The sequence below is a fragment of the Brucella sp. GW823-FHT04E01 genome, assembly GCF_058796175.1.
In genome coordinates this window covers 90,931-109,086 of record NZ_JBXAIK010000003.1, presented here as the reverse complement: position 1 = coordinate 109,086, position 18,156 = coordinate 90,931, and the positions used below count along the sequence as shown (strand labels likewise).

The following is an 18,156-nucleotide window of genomic DNA, read 5'->3' as shown; positions in this document are numbered from 1 at the left end:
CATTCAACGAGATCCTCTAAAAATGGAGCTGCAGGCTGAAACAGCCGAGCACATAGCAACACGCTCTGTCGAAGCCTAACAAGCGCGCAGAACTGCGCTAACAAATTGAATAGAAACGATCATTCATGCCTCCCAGTCCTTAGCCCGGTTATCAAAGGCCAGCGTTTCTCCCCTTCTTTTTACTTTCATACCGCATGGGTTGACATTTGTCGATCATTTATCGAATATTGTCAAAATGGCGACGGCGCTAACTGTTGCCAACGGAGGAACTGCATTGGAATTTCTGCTGGAAGTAGAAGGACTCAAGAAGTCCTTTGGTGGCGTTGCCGCCTTGCGGGATGGACGGCTGAAGTTGCGAGCCGGTTCGGTGCACGCACTGTGCGGTGGAAACGGTGCAGGCAAATCCACTTTCCTGAAGATATTGATGGGGATTTATACCCGCGACGACGGTCACATCCGGCGACGTGGAAAAGACGTTGTTTATTCCAGTCCCGCTGAAGCGCTTCAGGCCGGGATCGCCATTATCGAGCAGGAATTAAGTCCGGTTCCGCATATGACCGTCGCTGAGAATATCTATCTCGGTCGCGAGCCGCTCCGTCGCTTCGGCGGAATCGACTTCAAGACGATGAACCGAAATGCTCAGAAACTTCTAGATCAGCTCGAATTCAATATCCGTGCCAACCAGTTCATGATGAACCTGTCTGTTGCCCAGGTTCAGCTCGTCGAGATCGCCAAGGCGCTCAGCCACGATGCGGAAGTCATTTTTATGGACGAGCCGACTTCGGCCATCGGCGAAAAAGAAGCGCAACATCTCTTTGCCGCGATAGAGCGCCTGAAAGCGAGCGGAAAAGGTATCGTCTATGTCTCGCATCGCCTGTCGGAAATTTTCCAGATCGCCGATACCTATACTGTGTTTCGCGACGGCAGCTATATAGATAGCGGCAATCTCGATGGCATTACCCGTGCCGAATTGATCCGTATGATCGTCGGACGGGAGCTGGGCGACGAATATATCAAGACCAATGCACCAACTGAAATACCAGGCATTGAGGTCTCCGGCCTTAGTGCGCCCGGCAAGATAACCGACATCTCCTTTACAGCACATAAGGGCGAGATTTTCGGTATTTACGGATTGATGGGATCTGGCCGATCAGAAATATTCAATTGTCTTTTCGGGCTGGATAAAGCCTCCCAGGGTGCAATCAGACTTGAGAGTAAACCCGTCACCGTCCGGCGACCCTCCGATGCCATGGCTTTGGGACTGGCCTTTGTGACAGAAGATCGCAAGCTGACCGGCCTTAACCTTGATGACAGCGTTCGCAACAATATTTGCCTTGCCAGTCTTCCCGAGATGAGTCCGCATTTTGCAATGAACCAGCGTGAGGAAACATCCGCCAGCAGAGACATGATCGAACGGTTCAGGATCAAGGTCGCGCGCGATACGATGCCCGTTTCCGGCCTTTCGGGAGGCAATCAGCAGAAGGTCGTGCTGGGAAAATGGTTCCTGAGAAAACCACGCGTTCTGCTGCTTGATGAACCCACACGCGGCGTCGATGTCGGCGCAAAACAGGAAATTTATCGCATCATCTGTGAATTTGCCGCTGAAGGCGGGACCGTCATCATGGTCTCTTCCGAGATTGATGAAGTTCTTGGCATGTCCGATCGCATCATGGTCATGCGCAGTGGACAGTCGGCAGGCATTTTTCGCAGGGAGGAAACGGACGCGCAGTCGCTGGTGCATCTTTCGACATGAAAGCCACCCCAAAAGCACCGTGTTTCGTTCTAGAGAGGTAGAACAGTGTCCACCACAGAAAACAATTCATCGACGAGCTGGTTTGGCTCCGAACGTCGCAGACTGGTCATCCAGGAATATGGCATATTCATCGCCTTTCTGCTCCTGGTTACGATCCTCTCATTCTCCAACCAGTATTTCCTGACAGCAGGCAATATCTCCAACGTCCTGCTACAGACCTCGATCAACGGCATTCTCGCCATTGGCATGACCTTCGTCATTCTGACGCGTGGCATTGACCTCTCCGTTGGCTCGGTGGTGGCATTAGCCGGTATTGTCAGCGCCAGCTTTGCAACCACGTCGGCGACTGCAGGTGTTGCAGGCGCTCCCTATTCGCCATTCATAGCCATTCCCGTTGGCCTCTTGGTGGGCGTTGGCTGCGGCGCGCTCGTCGGCACGATTGTCTCGCGCTTCGCGGTTCCAGCCTTTGTCGCGACATTGGGCATGCTTTCCGCTGCGCGCGGCCTGACGCTCATCTATGGCGGTGGCAAGCCGGTGCCTGCTCTCATCCCGGATTTCCGCTGGATCGGAACCGGAAACATACTGGGTATTCCGGTTCCGGTTATTTTGCTCGCCGTCGTCTTTCTGGCATCGTGGTGGATCCTCAACCGTTCACGGTTCGGGCGCTATATCTATGCTGTCGGCGGCAATCCCCATGCTGCCAATACATCGGGCATCAATATTTCCCGGGTGCGTTTTTCGGTCTACGTCATCTCCGGCGGCCTTGCAGGTCTTGCAGGCATGATCCTGTCAGCTCGCACCGGCTCCGCCCTCCCGCAGGCCGGTATCAGCTATGAACTCGACGCCATCGCGGCGGTCGTCATTGGCGGCACCAGCTTGTCCGGCGGCGTCGGCCGCATCACCGGAACGCTCATCGGCGCACTCATCATTGGTGTCATGAACAATGGCCTCGATCTGATGGGCATCCAGTCCTACTACCAGCAGGTTCTGAAAGGCGCCTTGATCGTCGGCGCAGTCATGCTTGACCAAAAGCGCAACCAAAATGCGTAATCTACCCTGACTTGTAACAACAAACGTGCCGCCCAAACGGGGCCAATTATCAAAGGAGGAGAATGAAATGAAGAAACTTCTCATTGCGCTTGCCGCAGCATCTGCACTGATGGTGACACCATCTCTGGCGCAGGACAAGAAACTCAAGATCGGCGCTGCACCATACGGGCTCAATGCTGAATTCATGCAGGTCTGGTCCGAAGCGCTGAAAAAACACCCTGCCGTGAAGAACGGAGAAGTCGATCTGACCATCTTCGACGGACGTTACGACGCTCTCGTGCAACAGGAACAATTCAACACGATGATCACGCAGAAATTCGATGCGATCATCTTCGTTCCTATTGACATCGAAGCGGGTGCTACGGCCGTTCAGGCAGCCAGCGATGCAGGCATTCCGGTTGTCGGCTCGAACACCCGCGTCAACTCCGAGCTGCTTGCCGCCTATGTCGGCTCCGACGATACGATTTCGGGCTATATGGAAGCCAAGAACGTTCTCGACAAGATCGGCTGCAAAGGCAATGTCGTCATTCTGGAAGGCCCGATCGGGCAGTCCGCACAGATTTCCCGTCTGGAAGGTAACAAGAAGGCTCTTGCCGAATGCCCGGACGTGAAAGTTCTCGAGGACCAGACCGCAAACTGGTCTCGCGCTGAGGCCCAGACACTAATGGAGAACTGGCTGACGGCTCATCCCGGCCAGATCAACGGCGTGATCGGTCAAAACGATGAAATGGCACTGGGTGCAATCGAAGCGATCAAAGCCGCCAATCTCAAAGTGGGCGATTTTTCCATTGCCGGCATCGATGGCATTACCGATGCACTGCGTGCTGTCAAGGAAGGCACGATGACCTCCATCCTGCAGGACGCGAACGCTCAGGCGCAAGGCGCCCTCGACCTCGCGATCTTCCACGCCAAGAAGGGCGACTACAAACCTCAGTCCGATATCTGGGCCCAATATCCCGATATGCCTTTCAACGACGGCAAGGACAAGAACTACAATGTTCCATGGACGCCGGTGACGGCTGAGAACGTCGACAAGCTCCTGGAAAGCCGCAAGTAAAATTGTCTGGGCGGCCCGGCACACCCTCTCATGAAAAGTGTCATGAACGCGCCGGGCCATCAGGCTCACAATCCAGAACTCCGAGGCAAAAATGTCCGATCAAGCTCCCCAAATTGACCTGAACTTTCCACTCACCGGAAAAATTGCCATCGTGACCGGAGGCGCTTCTGGCATTGGTGCTGCAATTTCCACGGCTTTCATTGCCAAAGGAGCTAAAGTTGCTGTGCTGGACATTAGTGCCGACATAGCGAAAGCCAAAGCCGAGGAGCTTGGCGAAAACGCAAAGCCCTTCGTTTGCGATGTTTCCAACCAGCAATCGGTCAACGATGCGATCGCCAGCGTTATCGAACAACTCGGGGTTATCGATATTGCGGTCAACAGCGCAGGCGTGGTCTATCTGGCTCCGGCGGAAGATATATCGCTCGACTATTGGGACAAGACGATCAACATCAATCTCAAGGGAAGCTTTCTCGTCACTCAGGCCGTTGGTCGCACCATGATTGCGGCAGGCAAGGGTGGCAAGATTATCAACCTGGCTTCCCAGGCCGGAACCGTGGCCATTGAAGAGCATGTCGCCTATTGCGCGTCTAAGTTCGGCGTCATTGGCATGTCGAAGACATTTGCCGCCGAATGGGGCAAATATGGCATCTGCGTCAACACGCTTTCCCCGACCATCGTCCTCACCGAACTTGGCAAGAAAGCATGGGCTGGCGAAAAGGGTGAGGCCGCAAAGAAACGCATTCCGATTGGGCGCTTCGCATATCCGGAAGAAATCGCCGCCGCTGCAGTCTTCTTTGCCTCAGCTGGAGCAGACATGATTACGGGCGCCGATCTTCTGGTCGATGGCGGCTATACCATTCTTTGAGCCCGGCGCTCATTCACCTTATAGGAGATACCATGCAGCGCTTCATCAACAATCCGGACGAAGTCGTTGAGGATACTGTAAAGGGCTTTGTCAAAGCTCATTCCGACATCGTTCGACTTGCAGAAAACCCGCGTGTCATTGTCGCCAGAAACGCCCCTATCGCTGGCAAAGTCGGTGTCGTCACCGGCGGCGGTTCCGGTCACGAACCGGCATTCATCGGTTATACCGGCAAGAACATGCTTGACGCTGTAGCGGTCGGTGAACTGTTTTCCTCCCCCACTGCCAAGAGCTTCCATGACGCAATCCGCGAAGCTAATGGCGGCAAAGGTGTTGTCGTACTTTACGGTAATTATGCCGGTGACAACATGAACGTGAAGATGGCCACGAAACTTGCCGCCAAAGACGGTATAGAAGTTGCCACTGTTGTCGCTAATGACGATGTCTGCTCAGCCCCGGTCGATGAACGTGAAAAACGTCGCGGCGTCGCTGGCGAGATATTCATGTGGAAGGTTGGCGGTGCAAAAGCGGCAACCGGAGCCACGCTCGAAGAAGTTCGCGCAACAGCTCAGAAGGCCATCGACAACTGCCGCTCAATCGGTGTTGGTCTCGGCCCATGCACATTGCCCGCAGTCGGACATCCGAATTTCGAGATTGCGCCGGATACAATGGAAGTCGGTATTGGTCATCATGGCGAACCGGGCGTGCGGGTTGAGCCGCTTAAGTCTGCTGCCGAGGTAGCAAAAGACATGTGCCAGATCGTGCTTGACGATCATGCACTGGCAGAAGGTACCGAAGTCGCCGTTCTCATTTCAGGTCTCGGTGCAACACCGCTCAACGAACTTTATATTCTGAATGATACGATTGAGTCGGAAATTACCAAACGCGGCCTGAAAATCCATCGCACCTATATCGGCAACTACTTCACGTCACTTGAAATGGTAGGAGCAACGCTGACAGTCATGGCGCTGGACAGCGAGCTGAAGGAATTGCTCGATGTCGAAGTGCAGTGCACCATCATTCTGTAAGGAAGAGACCTGTGCAAACACTTAATAACGCAACAGCCGGAGACATTGTACTCGCAATGGCCGACCGGATTGTCGAAAATCGCGCCTATCTCAGTGAAATTGATGGGAAAATCGGCGACGGGGATCACGGCGTCAACATGGCCAAGGGCTTCAACATGGCTGCTGAACGCCTGAAGGGAAAGAATGAAGCGCTGGCTGCTTCCCTCGATACGCTCGGCACGGTGCTCATGACCGAGATCGGCGGTTCGATGGGGCCACTTTATGGTGTTATGTTCACCGAATTTGCAGAAAAAATCGATGGGATCGACAATATCGATGCCGCTGCTTTCAGCCGTATGCTTCATGCCGGACTGGAGGGCATTCAGTCCATCGGTTCTGCCAAGGTTGGTGACAAAACCTTGCTGGATACGCTTGTGCCAGCGGTCGAAGCCTTCGATGAAGCCACTGCTGCCGGAAAAACCTTTGCCGAGGCACTCGAAGCTCTGGTTGCTGCCGCGGAGAAAGGCCGCGACTCCACAATTGATCTGGTGGCGAAAATCGGTCGCGCCAGTCGTCTTGGCGAGCGATCACTGGGCGTGCTGGATGCCGGAGCGACCTCATGCGCGATCATCCTTAAAGAGCTTTCCAACGGTGCGCGGGAACGATTGCAGTAATACGAGCATCTACATTCAAATAGATTTGGCGCACTGTCGCGAAACCGGGCCGATCCGTTCTCCGGCAGATTGAATCCGGTAGGAAACAAACAAAAACATTGTATTGCAGGACAAGCCGGCAGATAGAAGGAAAAACCACGGGAATTAGTGCAAACAAGATGGCGTCAAACGGAAAAACAACCGCAAGCAAAATCGGGCAGGTGGTCCCGACTGATGGCATTCCACTGCGATATGGTGACGATCCTTACGTCTGGGCTTGCTGGCTTTACTACGAAGATGGACGCACGCAAGGCGAAATCGCCGAAATCATGGGAATTTCGCGAGCCACGGTGAACAGCTATTTGGCAGATGCACGTAGCCGTGGCATCGTCAATATCTCGATCGAACCCGCACGCCTCAGTTCTCTTGCAATCGCGCAGGAACTCAAGCGTCATTTCGGTTTGAATGACTGTCTGGTGGTGCCCAATGACGACGGTGCACAGACTCTTATTGACCGGCTCGGGACAGCCGCAGCGCAAGCCATCGGCAAGCTTCTGAAATCGGGAGACACGCTTACTGTAGCCTGGGGACGAACAGTTCTCGCGATCGCCGAAAATACTCGCATATCCAACCTGCAGGATGTGACCGTCGTACAGGCGACGGGCGGAACGCGCGCCAGTTTTGCTTACACCCCCGAACTATGCGCGGCCGCCATGGCCCGGGCGACAAATGCACACCTCGTCAACATCACCGCGCCTGCCATCGTATCCAGTCCTGATGTAAAAGCGGCGATTATCGGAGAACCGATTATTGCGGAGCAATTTCAGGCGCTCAATCATGCGAACAAGGCACTGTTCGGCATTTCTTCGCTACGACCAAATTCGACAATTCACACCAGCGGCTTTTTTGAGAGCGTCTCTATACAGGATTATCTCACCAAGAATGCCGTCGGCGTCGTGGCTGGACGCTTCATCGATTCTTATGGGCAGCCCGTGTCCGGACCACTTGACGACAGGACCATCGGTATCACGCTCGAAATGCTGCAAAACATCGACATGCGTATCGCCGTTGCGGGTGGCTTCGACAAGGTACCGGCAATTCTTGCAGCGTTGCGAGGCGACTATGTCAATGTTCTGATTACTGATGCTGCGACAGGGCGCGGCATTCTCAATGCGGACGGCGTGACAGAAATCGACAGCAAGCTTTCCCAGAAGCTGCGTGCAGAACCGACAGTCAATGTGTCCAGCCATTATCGTACGCATATCAAGAAATTTCTGAACAGCCCAGACGATGTCGTCGAGGAAATGCTTGACGGTGTCATCAAAGCGCACCGATCCTATCTTGCTCCGATCAAGGAATCGAAACGTGCACTCGTCGCACGTCAGGGTCCGCGCCAGGGAAAAGTTGGCCTGGTAATTGGCGGTGGGTCAGGACATGAACCCTGCTTTCTTGGTTATGTCGGCAAAGGTCTTGCCGATGCCGTAGCTATCGGCAATGTCTTTTCTTCCCCTCCGCCGGCCCCAATCCTTGAATGTGCCAAGGCGGCCTCCGGCGGAGAAGGCGTGCTCTTCGTGTACGGTAATTATGTCGGAGACGTCATGAACTTCGAGATGGCTGCCGAAATGGCGCAAGAAGTTGCTATTCCGACGCGCACCGTTCTGACGACAGACGACATATCCTCTTCCCCCATAGAGGATCGCGATGGCCGTCGCGGTGTCGCGGGTAACTTCTTCATTTTCAAGGTGGCAGGTGCAGCCTGTGATCGGGGCATGTCGCTTGAGGCGTGCGAGGCGGTAACACGCAAGGCCAATCGGCGCACCTATACGATGGGTGTCGCGTTGGAGCCCTGTTCTTTGCCTCAGACGCGACGCCACAATTTTGAAATCGGTGCCGAGGAAATGGAAATCGGCATGGGTATTCACGGCGAACGGGGCGTTATCCGCGAAAAAATGATGCCAGCCGACGCTATTGTTGATCACATCATGGATCGGATTTTCAGTGAGATGAATGCGTCACCCGGAGACAGGGTGGCAGTGCTCGTAAATTCGTTCGGTTCAACGCCACTCATGGAACTGTACATCCTGTTCAGACGTGTCGAACAACGCTTAAGTGCTAAACAAATAACAATCGAAGCCAACTGGATCGGCCATTACTGTACATCGTTGGACATGAATGGAGCATCCATATCCATCATGCATCTCGACCAGGAATTGTCCGGTCTCCTATCACACCCTTGCGATACGGCTTTTCTTCGGATCAACTGACTAATGCCGCCTCCGGCGGATCATGAATTCCAGATCATCTGGGAGGTAAAAATGCAGGAAGCCGCAGCGCGTCGTCTTAGCCGAATGTTTCAGCTCATCGCCTTTTCCATGCAGGCGGAGAAAGAGCGACTTTCCGATCTCGACGGAGCTATCGGCGACGCGGATCACGGTATCACGATGGCTCTCGGCTTTTCAGCGGTGAATAGTGCACTCGCAAAAATGGATCTCGAGAAAGCACTGCCCTCCGATATTTTCACTACTGCAGCATCCGCTTTTCTCGATGCCGTGGGTGCATCAACCGGACCACTTTATGCGACAGCATTCCGTCATGCATCAAAAGCGCTTAAATCACATGAAGCCCTCGATACTGGGGGACAAGCCATCATCGTAGAGGCGATGACACGTGGCATTCAGGAACGAGGAAAGGGCCAACGCGGCGATAAAACCATGTTGGATGCATGGATACCAGCGATGGAGGTAGCCATCGACGCGCGAACACACAATCTGGCCAGCCAGGAAATGTGGAGCAAAATTCTCGAAGTCGCCGAAAAAGGTACGGATTCAACCCGCTCAATGGTCGCTACGCGGGGTCGAGCTGCCCGGCTGGGCGAGCGCTCGCTTGGGCATGTCGATCCCGGTGCGGCTTCCGCAATCATCATCCTGCGTGCAATGCGCGATAGCTTCACGGAAGCCAACTGACATCTTACCTATACCGCTTTCTACCAGGGATCGGACGCTTTCGATTACATCAAAATGTTTTACCATCCGAAACGCAACCACATCAGGAACGGGATGCGGTCAAACGTCGAATTCGAAAAGCAGAAACACTAATCGCAGCTGTCTACAAAACCGGGGCTTTTCAGTCTGAGCTAATGTTATATGCCATGTTAAGGGCAATTATCATGGCATCAAGCACTACGTCTGAATCGCTGACTTTATTGATTGTCGGGTTGAACTTAGAGATAGCGACGCGGATTGGCTGCGAGATAGAACGTATTGATCAGCGTGTTGATATCGAATACCGGCAAACCGGATTCAGCAGCCACATAGGACGAAAACGGGCACATATTCGTGCATTCAAACAAGATCGCGCCGGGATTTTCACAGCTTGCCATGAACTCCCGCGTCATTTCCAGCATCTCTTCCTTCAGCACTTCCGTGTCAAGATAATCGCGGCCTTCAATATAGGTCTGCGGAAATTCAGCATTCTGCTTCATCCCCTGCACCTGCACGGGAATGACCTCAGATGACCAGCCAACGCCTTTGAAATGTTCGTCATTCATGTGATGCGCGCGTTCGGTAAAGACGCCAATCACCTTGCCGGGCGCCAGCATTGCGTGGATGATCGGCGCCTGCATCAAGGATGAAGTAAAGACCGGAATGTTGACCGCTGCCGCGATATCCTTTTGAAACGGCCCAAGAAAGCCACAGCTCGTGGTGATGGCGCGCACGCCTTCCGCTTCCAGTTCGCGTGCCGCATCAATGAAGGGTTCGATGAGTTTTGGATCAGGATTGTTGCCCATAATGCGTGTGGCATGCGCACCTTTTACAGTCTTGTAACGCACAGGAAAATCATAGGACAGCGCATTGCCGATATCGCCAGCAGGACGAGGAAAAATCGTGTCCAGCATCAGCACGCCGATCTGCTGGCCATAATTGGTGTAGCCACCTTTGAGCATCATAGTTTCATTCCTTTGAATTCAGGATAATCAAAGCATTTCCAGCAAAAGTGCGAAGCGGTTTTGCGTAAGGATAATGCGTAAAAACAAAAAGATAGAGCAGTTCCAACTGTTCAATATTAACTGGAACCGCTCTAACAGCCGAAACGAACTGGCGAGAAGGCGCGAGCGCTTTCGGAAGGTAAGTTGTTGATTTCATCGAGCACCATATCGGCCGTTTTGGGGGCCCCAGCGATCCCGATATGGCCGTGGCCGAAAGCTGCGATAATTCCCGGATGCTGAGTTAGTTTTCCAATCACCGGAATCCCATCGGCAGGTGATGGCCGGTGCCCCATCCAGAGTTTGAGATTCTGCAGATCCCGCCTTGCCAGGTCGGGATAGCTCGCCAATGCGTGCTTAAGCAGCACCTCCGAGCGTCGCCAATCCGGGGCTTTCTCCACAGTTGCCAATTCAACCTGGCCGGAAAGTCGCAGTCCCATATTGGTTGGTGTATTTCCCATTCGCCCGGTGCTCGGCATGATCGGGATATCAAAGGGAAGCTCGGCCATCGGCAAGGTTACATGGTAGCCGCGCTCGCTTTGCATGGGCACATGCATGCCGAGATCGTGCATGATACGCCCAGAATGAATACCCGCTGCCAGCACGATGTGATCGGCGGCAATACTCTCATCATTATCGAGCACAATACGCGGCGAAACGCCGGTGAGGACCCTCACGACATTTCTTCGGATGAAGCGAACACCGGCTTTTTCAGCCTGCGCCGCGATACCCGCAACATAACCTCCGGTATCAAGACAATGCGCGCCTTCCGTCACATGAATGGCAAAACGATAGTTTCTCCCAAGAGCAGGGATACGTTCGCGCAATTCTGCTTCCTGCCATTCGTCGAACAGAATGCCGTTATCACGGCGCAGCTGCCAGCTAAGCGCTTCAGCTTCAAAGGCTGCACGATCAGGATAGGCGTAAAGCAGGCCTTTCTGCACGATGAGATGTTCCTGCCCGGTCTTGCTGGCCAGCTCAAGGTGGCGTTTCGGCCCATCATGAAGCAACCAGTTGAGCTTAGCCGCAGTTTTTGTCACCCGCGATTTTGTGGCGCCAGCAAGCAGGAAACGCAGAAGCCATGGTGTCAGCCTAGGCACCGATTTCCAGTCAAGGGTCAGTGGCCCGTTGCGATCAAGCAGAAATCCGGGGACCTGTCGCCACAGGCCCGGCATACTCATGGGAATGATCGAGGCGGGACTGATCCAGCCACCGTTGCCATAGCTTGCACTTTGCTCACCACCCGGTTCTGAGCCGTCGCACAGCGTTACTTTCAGACCGGCTTCAGCGAGCCGCAAAGCGGTGGTGGAGCCGATAATGCCAGCCCCAACGACAATAACATTGCCTGTCATGACATTTATCCGTTCTGCGCGCGCATTTATACGAGACCGCCATGGAAATGGCTTAAGAACTCTCGGGTTGCAGCTTCGCGCGGCTCATTGATCACTTGACGAGCGTCGCCGGTTTCAACGACGTAACCGTCCTGCATGAAGATGACCTTGTCGGCGACATCACGAGCGAACGCCATTTCATGGGTCACAAGGATCATCGTCATGCCCTGCTCGGCCAATTGCCGGATGACCGCCAGAACTTCACCGACAAGTGCCGGATCGAGAGCCGATGTTGCCTCGTCAAACAGCATCACATCGGGGCGCATTGCGAGCGCCCTTGCAATCGCAACACGCTGTTTCTGACCGCCTGAGAGCTGTTCTGGTCTGGCGTCCGCACGGGCGGCAAGGCCGACCTTTTCCAGCAGTTCCATGGCCAGCTCGCGGGCAGCCTTTTTGTCCTGTTTGAGAACACTGACCGGTCCGATCATAACGTTATCGAGAACGCTCATATGCGGAAACAGATTGAAGTTCTGGAACACCATGCCGGTATTGGCACGGAACGCCGCGAGATATTTGTCCTTGAGTGACACGTTCCCGGACGAGAAGTCTATTTTCTGATCACCAATTGCGATGTAACCGGCATCAGGCAATGAAAGCAGATTGAGACTGCGCAGCAGTGTCGACTTTCCGGAACCGCTTGGCCCGATAAGCCCTACCACCTGCCCGCGCTCGACTGTGAGGCTGATATTGCGCAGCACCTCGATTTCGCCGAACGACTTTTTCAGCCCGCGTACTTCGATCATCGGTTCAGCGCTCATGGCTTATCTCCACAATGACGGTTCGCTCGATACGGTTCATCATTTCAGCCTGCCTTCCAGTCCATGAGCGAGCCGTGTCAGAGGGAAGAGAACGGCGAGATAAAGCACTGCAATCAGGGTGTAGGTTTCAAGCGGGCGATAGGTTGCCGAGGTGACAAGCTGGCCCTGATAAAGAAGGTCAGGCACAGCAAGAACCGATAAAAGCGATGTGTTTTTGAGCTGAAGCACGGACTGGTTGACCAGCGGCGGCACCATGCGACGCAGTGCCTGTGGCAGAATGATCTTGCCCATGAGCTGGCCGCGGCGCATGCCGATTGCACGCCCTGCATCCCATTGGCCCGCATCAATGGAAACGATACCACCACGAATGATTTCTGCATAAAATGCAGCGCCATAGAAGGTAAGCGTGATGAAAGCCGCCATGGCAGGCGAAATTTCAAAGCCAATCAGCATGGGAAGCGCGTAATAGCACCAGACAAGCTGCACCAGCACCGGCGTACAGCGAAATATCTCAACGACCGTCATGATGGGGACGGTTATGATCTTGTTGCCGGAAAGCCTGCCGAGAGCAAAAACCGTTCCAACAAGAATGCCGGAAATCACAGTGATAACCGTGAAACCAACGGTGTAGCCAAGTCCCTGAAGGAATAATCCCCGATACTGCCAAAGGCCGGAAAAGTCCCATTGATAGTCCATTAATTCACTCTTTCTGACATCCCGGCAACGGCACGGGAAGACGTTGAGCTGAACAGCCAATGTCCAAGCGACAGAACATCGAATACCGGCAAGCCAGAGGCTTTTGCGACGGCTTGAGCAAATGGCGGCATGTTCGTGCATTCAAGAACAACAGCACCAAGGTCGGGTTCGCGCGACTTCAACTCTCGCGCCGCATGTATGATTTCAGCTTCAAGCGCAGCGTGGTCATAAGTTCCACCGCCTTCAATCAGTTCACGAAAGGCTCCACCGTCTGGCATGCCAATTCGTGGCGTGCTGATGTCGGCGCCACAGGCAGCGAAGATCGCATCATCAAGGCTCGCTTCGTCATAGGTGATCACACCCACTTTGCGTTCCTGTCCGATCACCGTGCGGACCATTGGCAATTGAAGCAGACTGGAGGTCGCAATCGGCACCGAAAGCTTTGCACTCAGCGCGCTTTGGTGGCGTGCCATGAAACCGCAAGACGTCACCAGCGCGCTGCAGCCTTCAGCGATCAAGGCTTCACCCGCAATGACGAAGTCTTCGATCAACCCGGCGCCACCCTGACGAATGATCTTATCCGGCGACGCTCCGCTTACCTTCTTGAACCTTACCGGCATCCCCCATGATGCCGGATTGCCGACATCTCCGGGCGGACGCGGAAAGCCGGTGTCAAGCATGATGACACCGAGTGATCCTTGCTGATGCTGCATGATGGTTGACGCGTCAGAACTTCAGAGTTGGCGGCAGGTCAGATGGCTGCACGCCAACAAGCGACAGGCTGCTGACAATCCATTCATTGACCTTGCCTTCCTCGCGGCGCTTTTTAAGCCAAACATCAACGTAGTCGCGGAATTCGCCCTTTTCGTCTTTGCGCACACCAATCGTCGTTGGCTGGCTATCCAGCGGCTCTGGAACAAAAACCTTAAACTTGCTGCCAAGCTTGTGCGCCGTCACCACGGACATCAGAGCAACCTGCACAATCGCATCTGCCCGGCCAGACTGTAGTGCGATAACTGTTTCATCCGCACCCTTGAGCGCAACGAGCGTGCAATTAGGTAAGGTTTTGCGGGCGAAAAGATCCTGTGTTGATCCGAGATCAACCGTGACGCGGATTTCCGACTTGTTCAATTCCTCCCAATTTTTGACCTCGCGGTCTTTGTTGGTGATGACGGTGAAGACGTTATCCATCATGGCTTCGGTGAAATCGACGGATTTCGCGCGCTCAGGATTGTTGCTGAGGGCAAACATGATGTCGATTTTGCCGCCCTGAAGGTCCATGACGGAATTACCCCAGGTGGTTTCGACCATTTCGAGCGGAACACCAATATATTCGGCCAAGTCCCTGCCCATGGAAACGCAGAAGCCGTCCCATTCGCCGGTAGCGAGATTTTTCTGATAATAAGGCGGTGTACCATTGAACACACCGATACGCAGGGCACCCCGGTCCTTGATGGATTTCAGTGTTGCACCGTCTTCGACAGCCCACGAAAAGCCGGGAGCAAGCATGACCGCTGCGCTACCCAAAAGCGTTGTCTGGATAAACTTACGTCTATTCATTGTTGTTTCCCTCTTTTTGAATCGAGCATTCCGTCGAATATTATTGGGCGCTTGAATGCGCCAGACTGCTTTCTCTATTAAACTTATTGGAAAGTACCACCGAATAACTGACGTTCTCGATACCTTCGATTTGTGCCAGCTCCTCGATGAGTGCTTCCAGATCTTCAAGAAATCCGACATGAACCCGGCACAATATGTTGGCCGGGCCACTAATAGCATCAGCGGTCAGGATTTCCGGATAGGCGCGCAAGGCTGCAAACAAGCGCTGCACAATGCGTTGCGAGGCAGTGATAAACAAATAGGCCGAAATGCTGTTGTCATCCTTCGCCCTGCGGACGATAGCCCGATATCCCAATATGACGCCACGACGCTCCAGGCGGCCTATCCGCTCCTGAACACTCGACCGGGCAAGACCCACGCGCCGCGCCAACTCACTCGCCGGGAGACGTGCGTTTTCCTCCAGGATACTGACCAGATTTCGGTCGATACTATCACCGTAGTCCATCGTGTTCCCTTATGTTTGTTTTTAATAAGAATGCGGCGCTTTCTCATCAAATAAAAGCATTGAAAATTGGATTATGCATGACTTAAACTCATGATGAAATTCTGAGGTTACCCAATGCGCCGCTTTCTTCCATCCCTTTCGGCTCTGCACGCTTTCGATGCTTCAGTGCGCTATCTGAGCTTCACGCGCGCATCGGAAAATCTCGGGATGACCCAAAGCGGAGTGAGCCGCCAGATACAAAATCTTGAATCTTTTCTCGGGCTTAAACTGTTTGAACGCGCTGGACCACGGCTGGTTCTGACCGAAGAGGGGCAGAACTATTACGAGGAAGTTTCGCGCATTCTGGCAAAGCTTGAAGAAGTGTCGATGGATGCAGTCCGTGGGTATAAAACGCAAAGCCTGCTCAAAGTGGGCTTGCCGCCGACACTGATGCGGAAATGGGCGCCGGGTATTATCAGCACCTTTGCGAGATCTCATCCGCAAATCTGGTTTGAGGTGTTTCCCTGCTCCCACGATCTCGACTGGGGGAAGTCCGATCTCGATCTTGCCGTACTGCGCGGTATTGGCAATTGGGCCAATGTGCGTAGCCATCTACTGTTCCCTGAAGAGCTCGTCGTGATCGGATCACCTGACATTGTGCCCGAAAACGGACTGGCCGGAGACGTCGAATTGCTCGACTTTCCACTGATCCAGAACTCAAACAGACCCAGCCTGTGGCTGCATTGGCTGCGCGGCGCAGGCATCCATTACAACAAGCGCATTTTTGGTCCGCGTCTGCCAACGCATGACGTTATTATCGAATGCGCCGTGGCGGGTATGGGGCTCGCCATCGCGCCCAGAATTTTTGTGCAGGAAGAATTGCGGTCAGGAAAACTCAAACTGGCACTTGAGCGCGTGCAGACATCTGGCGAGAGCTATTTTCTTTGCTCAGCGCAGGCGCGTCAGGGTTCGAAAAATGTCCGGCTGTTCCGCGATTGGTTTATTACTGAAGCAAAACGCCACAGACATTCTCTGCCTGTAGCGTCGTAAATAATGGCGTTCAAAAACGGCTCAGACGTAAGAACGCTCAACAGGCTTGAGATTAAGCGGGTCTTCACCACGCTTTAAAAGCCATGAATAAACCGGCGGCACTCGGTCAGCGATCGATTCAACATGAATATCGACAAAGCAAGGGCCATCCTTCCACACAAAAGCTTCCGCCAAGGCTATATCAACCTCATCGGCGGTTTTTGCCGTCCATGCTTTCAGGCCATAGGCTTCGGCGATTGCTTGACCTTTGGGAGCAAGAAAATCGACGCCAAAGCATTGATTGTGCCCTTTCAACCTGTGCAAACTTTTGATCCAGCCAAATGTCGCATTGTTGAACAAGATAAGGATCGCTGGCACCTGCAAGCGCACCAGCGTTTCAAGCTCGCCCACCGTCATGCCGAAAGAACCATCGCCAAACAATCCGATGGGACGCTTGTCTGGATCAGCACGCCATGCACCCACCGTAGCTGGAAGTGCTGATCCAAGACCACCAAAAGCACGCGGAATGGCAAACCGTGTTTCCTGATCGTTGATCTTCAAGAAACGTGTCATGTAGGGCGTTGGTGTGCCTGCATCAGAATAAATCAGTGCTGGCTGTCCCGATTGGCTCAATGCATCATTGAAGGAACGCACAACCCGTTCAGGACGCAAAGGCACACGCTCATCGTTCAAAGCTTCCTCAGCATGTTCCCAGAATATGCGCCTGCGAGCATTCAATTCCTCGATCCAGCCATCATGCTTTTTCGGTTCAATCGTCAGCTCGATCTGCAGTAATTCTTCAAGAACCAGCAATGCATCGCCCTGAATGGAGAGCAAATTCTCATAGTTGTTGGCCATGATTTCAGGCGAAATATCGATTTGTGCAAGGCGCCGATTGAGCGTGATCTTGGGAAAGGTCCAGCCAATCGTCACGACAGAGCCGATGCGTGATCCGACAAAAAGGGTAAAATCAGAATGTTCCAAAGCCCAATTGGCATGGGGATGATAACCATTGTCGCCGATCACCCCGATGGCCAGACGATGATCGTCATCAATCGCGCCTTGCCCCGTCATCGTCGTACACATGGGAATGTTGTATTTCTCGGCCAGCCTTGAAATCTGATCGCCCGCTCTGGCGCGATTGACACCGCCGCCCGCAACGATCAGCGGGCGCTCAGCCCTGGCAATCAGTTCGAGCAGTTCATGCAGCTTCTGTTTTGGCGGCAATGTCGGAAAAGCCGGGAAAGTTTTGCACTCTTCTTCAATGTGCAGTGAAATGCGCGCGGGATCGACCTCAGCGAGAAGCATGTCCTCAGGGATCTGGAGATGCACCGCACCCGGTTTACCGGAACAAGCGACGCGAAACGCGCGACGGATGATTTCTGGCAGTTTTTCGGCAGATTTTACCTGAACGGATAGCTTTGTTACAGGCTCGAACAGTTTGGCGCAATCAAGCTCGGTGAGAACACCGCGCCCTTCTCCCGGCAAAGGAATATCAATGGTCAGGAGAATGACAGGTATCGACGATCCATTCGATTCAGCGACCGGCGGCAGCGAATACATAGCACCCGCACCTGACGGACACTCGAAAACACCGGGCTTATTGGAAAAACGGCCATAGGCGTCGGCCATGTAACCAGCAGAGCGTTCATCCCGCGCCATAACATGGCGGATTTCGCCTTCACGTTGCTGGAGCGCTTCATAAAAAGGCACGTTGGTATCGCCCGGCACCCCGAAGATTGTCTCCACGCCATAGCCAATCAACATTTGGACCAAAATATCCGCGCCGCGCATTCCACAACTCCTTCAGAAACTGACGGCCGAGAATAGACGCTATCATTTTCGGGCTGAACCATCGGATCGACGGCCGTAGC

The 18,156-nt window shown here is 53.7% G+C and carries 17 protein-coding genes; 9 read left to right on the top strand and 8 right to left on the bottom strand.

What is annotated here, in order from left to right:
* Window positions 1-274: 274 nt before the first annotated feature.
* From AC1RHM_RS10865 to dhaL (AC1RHM_RS10830), 8 genes are all read left to right on the top strand, one after another.
* Window positions 275-1,753 carry a sugar ABC transporter ATP-binding protein gene (locus AC1RHM_RS10865; protein ID WP_010659245.1) on the top strand — a complete coding sequence of 493 codons (1,479 nt, stop codon included), beginning with the start codon at window positions 275-277 and terminating at the stop codon, window positions 1,751-1,753.
* 45 nt (window positions 1,754-1,798) lie between these two features.
* Window positions 1,799-2,803: an ABC transporter permease gene (locus AC1RHM_RS10860; RefSeq protein ID WP_010659246.1), complete on the top strand. Its 1,005-nt coding sequence runs from the start codon at window positions 1,799-1,801 to the stop codon at window positions 2,801-2,803.
* 67 nt (window positions 2,804-2,870) lie between these two features.
* The gene (locus tag AC1RHM_RS10855; protein ID WP_010659247.1) at window positions 2,871-3,860 is read left to right on the top strand and encodes a substrate-binding domain-containing protein; all 990 of its coding nucleotides are present in this window, start codon (window positions 2,871-2,873) and stop codon (window positions 3,858-3,860) included.
* 91 nt (window positions 3,861-3,951) lie between these two features.
* Window positions 3,952-4,725: an SDR family oxidoreductase gene (locus AC1RHM_RS10850; protein WP_010659248.1), complete on the top strand. Its 774-nt coding sequence runs from the start codon at window positions 3,952-3,954 to the stop codon at window positions 4,723-4,725.
* A 32-nt stretch (window positions 4,726-4,757) separates the two neighbouring features.
* Complete coding sequence (locus tag AC1RHM_RS10845; RefSeq protein ID WP_010659249.1) at window positions 4,758-5,750, top strand: dihydroxyacetone kinase subunit DhaK; 993 nt, start codon at window positions 4,758-4,760, stop codon at window positions 5,748-5,750.
* A gap of 11 nt (window positions 5,751-5,761) precedes the next feature.
* Window positions 5,762-6,403 (top strand): dihydroxyacetone kinase subunit DhaL, encoded by a 642-nt coding sequence (gene dhaL / locus AC1RHM_RS10840; RefSeq protein ID WP_010659250.1) that lies wholly within the window; start codon window positions 5,762-5,764, stop codon window positions 6,401-6,403.
* A gap of 158 nt (window positions 6,404-6,561) precedes the next feature.
* Window positions 6,562-8,646, top strand: a complete 2,085-nt coding sequence (locus AC1RHM_RS10835) for a bifunctional sugar-binding transcriptional regulator/dihydroxyacetone kinase subunit DhaK (protein ID WP_010659251.1) — start codon at window positions 6,562-6,564, stop codon at window positions 8,644-8,646.
* Window positions 8,647-8,697: 51 nt separating this feature from the next.
* Window positions 8,698-9,345 carry a dihydroxyacetone kinase subunit DhaL gene (gene dhaL, locus AC1RHM_RS10830; RefSeq protein ID WP_010659252.1) on the top strand — a complete coding sequence of 216 codons (648 nt, stop codon included), beginning with the start codon at window positions 8,698-8,700 and terminating at the stop codon, window positions 9,343-9,345.
* Between the two features lie 257 nt (window positions 9,346-9,602).
* Here dhaL (AC1RHM_RS10830) and AC1RHM_RS10825 read toward each other — a convergent pair whose 3' ends face one another.
* The 7 genes from AC1RHM_RS10825 to AC1RHM_RS10795 all read right to left on the bottom strand — a co-directional run bounded on the left by AC1RHM_RS10825 (window position 9,603) and on the right by AC1RHM_RS10795 (window position 15,274).
* Window positions 9,603-10,328, bottom strand: a complete 726-nt coding sequence (locus tag AC1RHM_RS10825; RefSeq protein WP_010659253.1) for an aspartate/glutamate racemase family protein — start codon at window positions 10,326-10,328, stop codon at window positions 9,603-9,605.
* Between the two features lie 131 nt (window positions 10,329-10,459).
* Window positions 10,460-11,716, bottom strand: coding sequence for an NAD(P)/FAD-dependent oxidoreductase (locus AC1RHM_RS10820; protein WP_036577570.1), 1,257 nt, complete (start codon window positions 11,714-11,716; stop codon window positions 10,460-10,462).
* A gap of 26 nt (window positions 11,717-11,742) precedes the next feature.
* Complete coding sequence (locus AC1RHM_RS10815) at window positions 11,743-12,513, bottom strand: amino acid ABC transporter ATP-binding protein (RefSeq protein WP_010659255.1); 771 nt, start codon at window positions 12,511-12,513, stop codon at window positions 11,743-11,745.
* Window positions 12,514-12,552: 39 nt separating this feature from the next.
* Window positions 12,553-13,209 carry an amino acid ABC transporter permease gene (locus AC1RHM_RS10810; protein WP_010659256.1) on the bottom strand — a complete coding sequence of 219 codons (657 nt, stop codon included), beginning with the start codon at window positions 13,207-13,209 and terminating at the stop codon, window positions 12,553-12,555.
* A complete protein-coding gene (locus AC1RHM_RS10805; protein WP_010659257.1) occupies window positions 13,209-13,922 on the bottom strand; it encodes an aspartate/glutamate racemase family protein in 714 nt (237 codons plus the stop codon). Before AC1RHM_RS10805 ends, AC1RHM_RS10810 begins: the two co-directional genes overlap by 1 nt.
* A 13-nt stretch (window positions 13,923-13,935) precedes the next feature.
* On the bottom strand, window positions 13,936-14,769 hold the full coding sequence (locus AC1RHM_RS10800; RefSeq protein ID WP_010659258.1) for a transporter substrate-binding domain-containing protein: 834 nt from the start codon (window positions 14,767-14,769) through the stop codon (window positions 13,936-13,938).
* A 40-nt stretch (window positions 14,770-14,809) separates the two neighbouring features.
* Window positions 14,810-15,274, bottom strand: coding sequence for an Lrp/AsnC family transcriptional regulator (locus AC1RHM_RS10795; RefSeq protein WP_010659259.1), 465 nt, complete (start codon window positions 15,272-15,274; stop codon window positions 14,810-14,812).
* Between the two features lie 114 nt (window positions 15,275-15,388).
* Here AC1RHM_RS10795 and AC1RHM_RS10790 point away from each other — a divergent pair, with 114 nt between their 5' ends.
* On the top strand, window positions 15,389-16,303 hold the full coding sequence (locus AC1RHM_RS10790; RefSeq protein ID WP_010659260.1) for a LysR substrate-binding domain-containing protein: 915 nt from the start codon (window positions 15,389-15,391) through the stop codon (window positions 16,301-16,303).
* Window positions 16,304-16,324: 21 nt separating this feature from the next.
* Here the strand turns inward: AC1RHM_RS10790 and AC1RHM_RS10785 are convergent, their stop codons facing one another.
* The gene (locus AC1RHM_RS10785) at window positions 16,325-18,076 is read right to left on the bottom strand and encodes a thiamine pyrophosphate-binding protein (RefSeq protein ID WP_010659261.1); all 1,752 of its coding nucleotides are present in this window, start codon (window positions 18,074-18,076) and stop codon (window positions 16,325-16,327) included.
* Window positions 18,077-18,156: the final 80 nt, after the last annotated feature.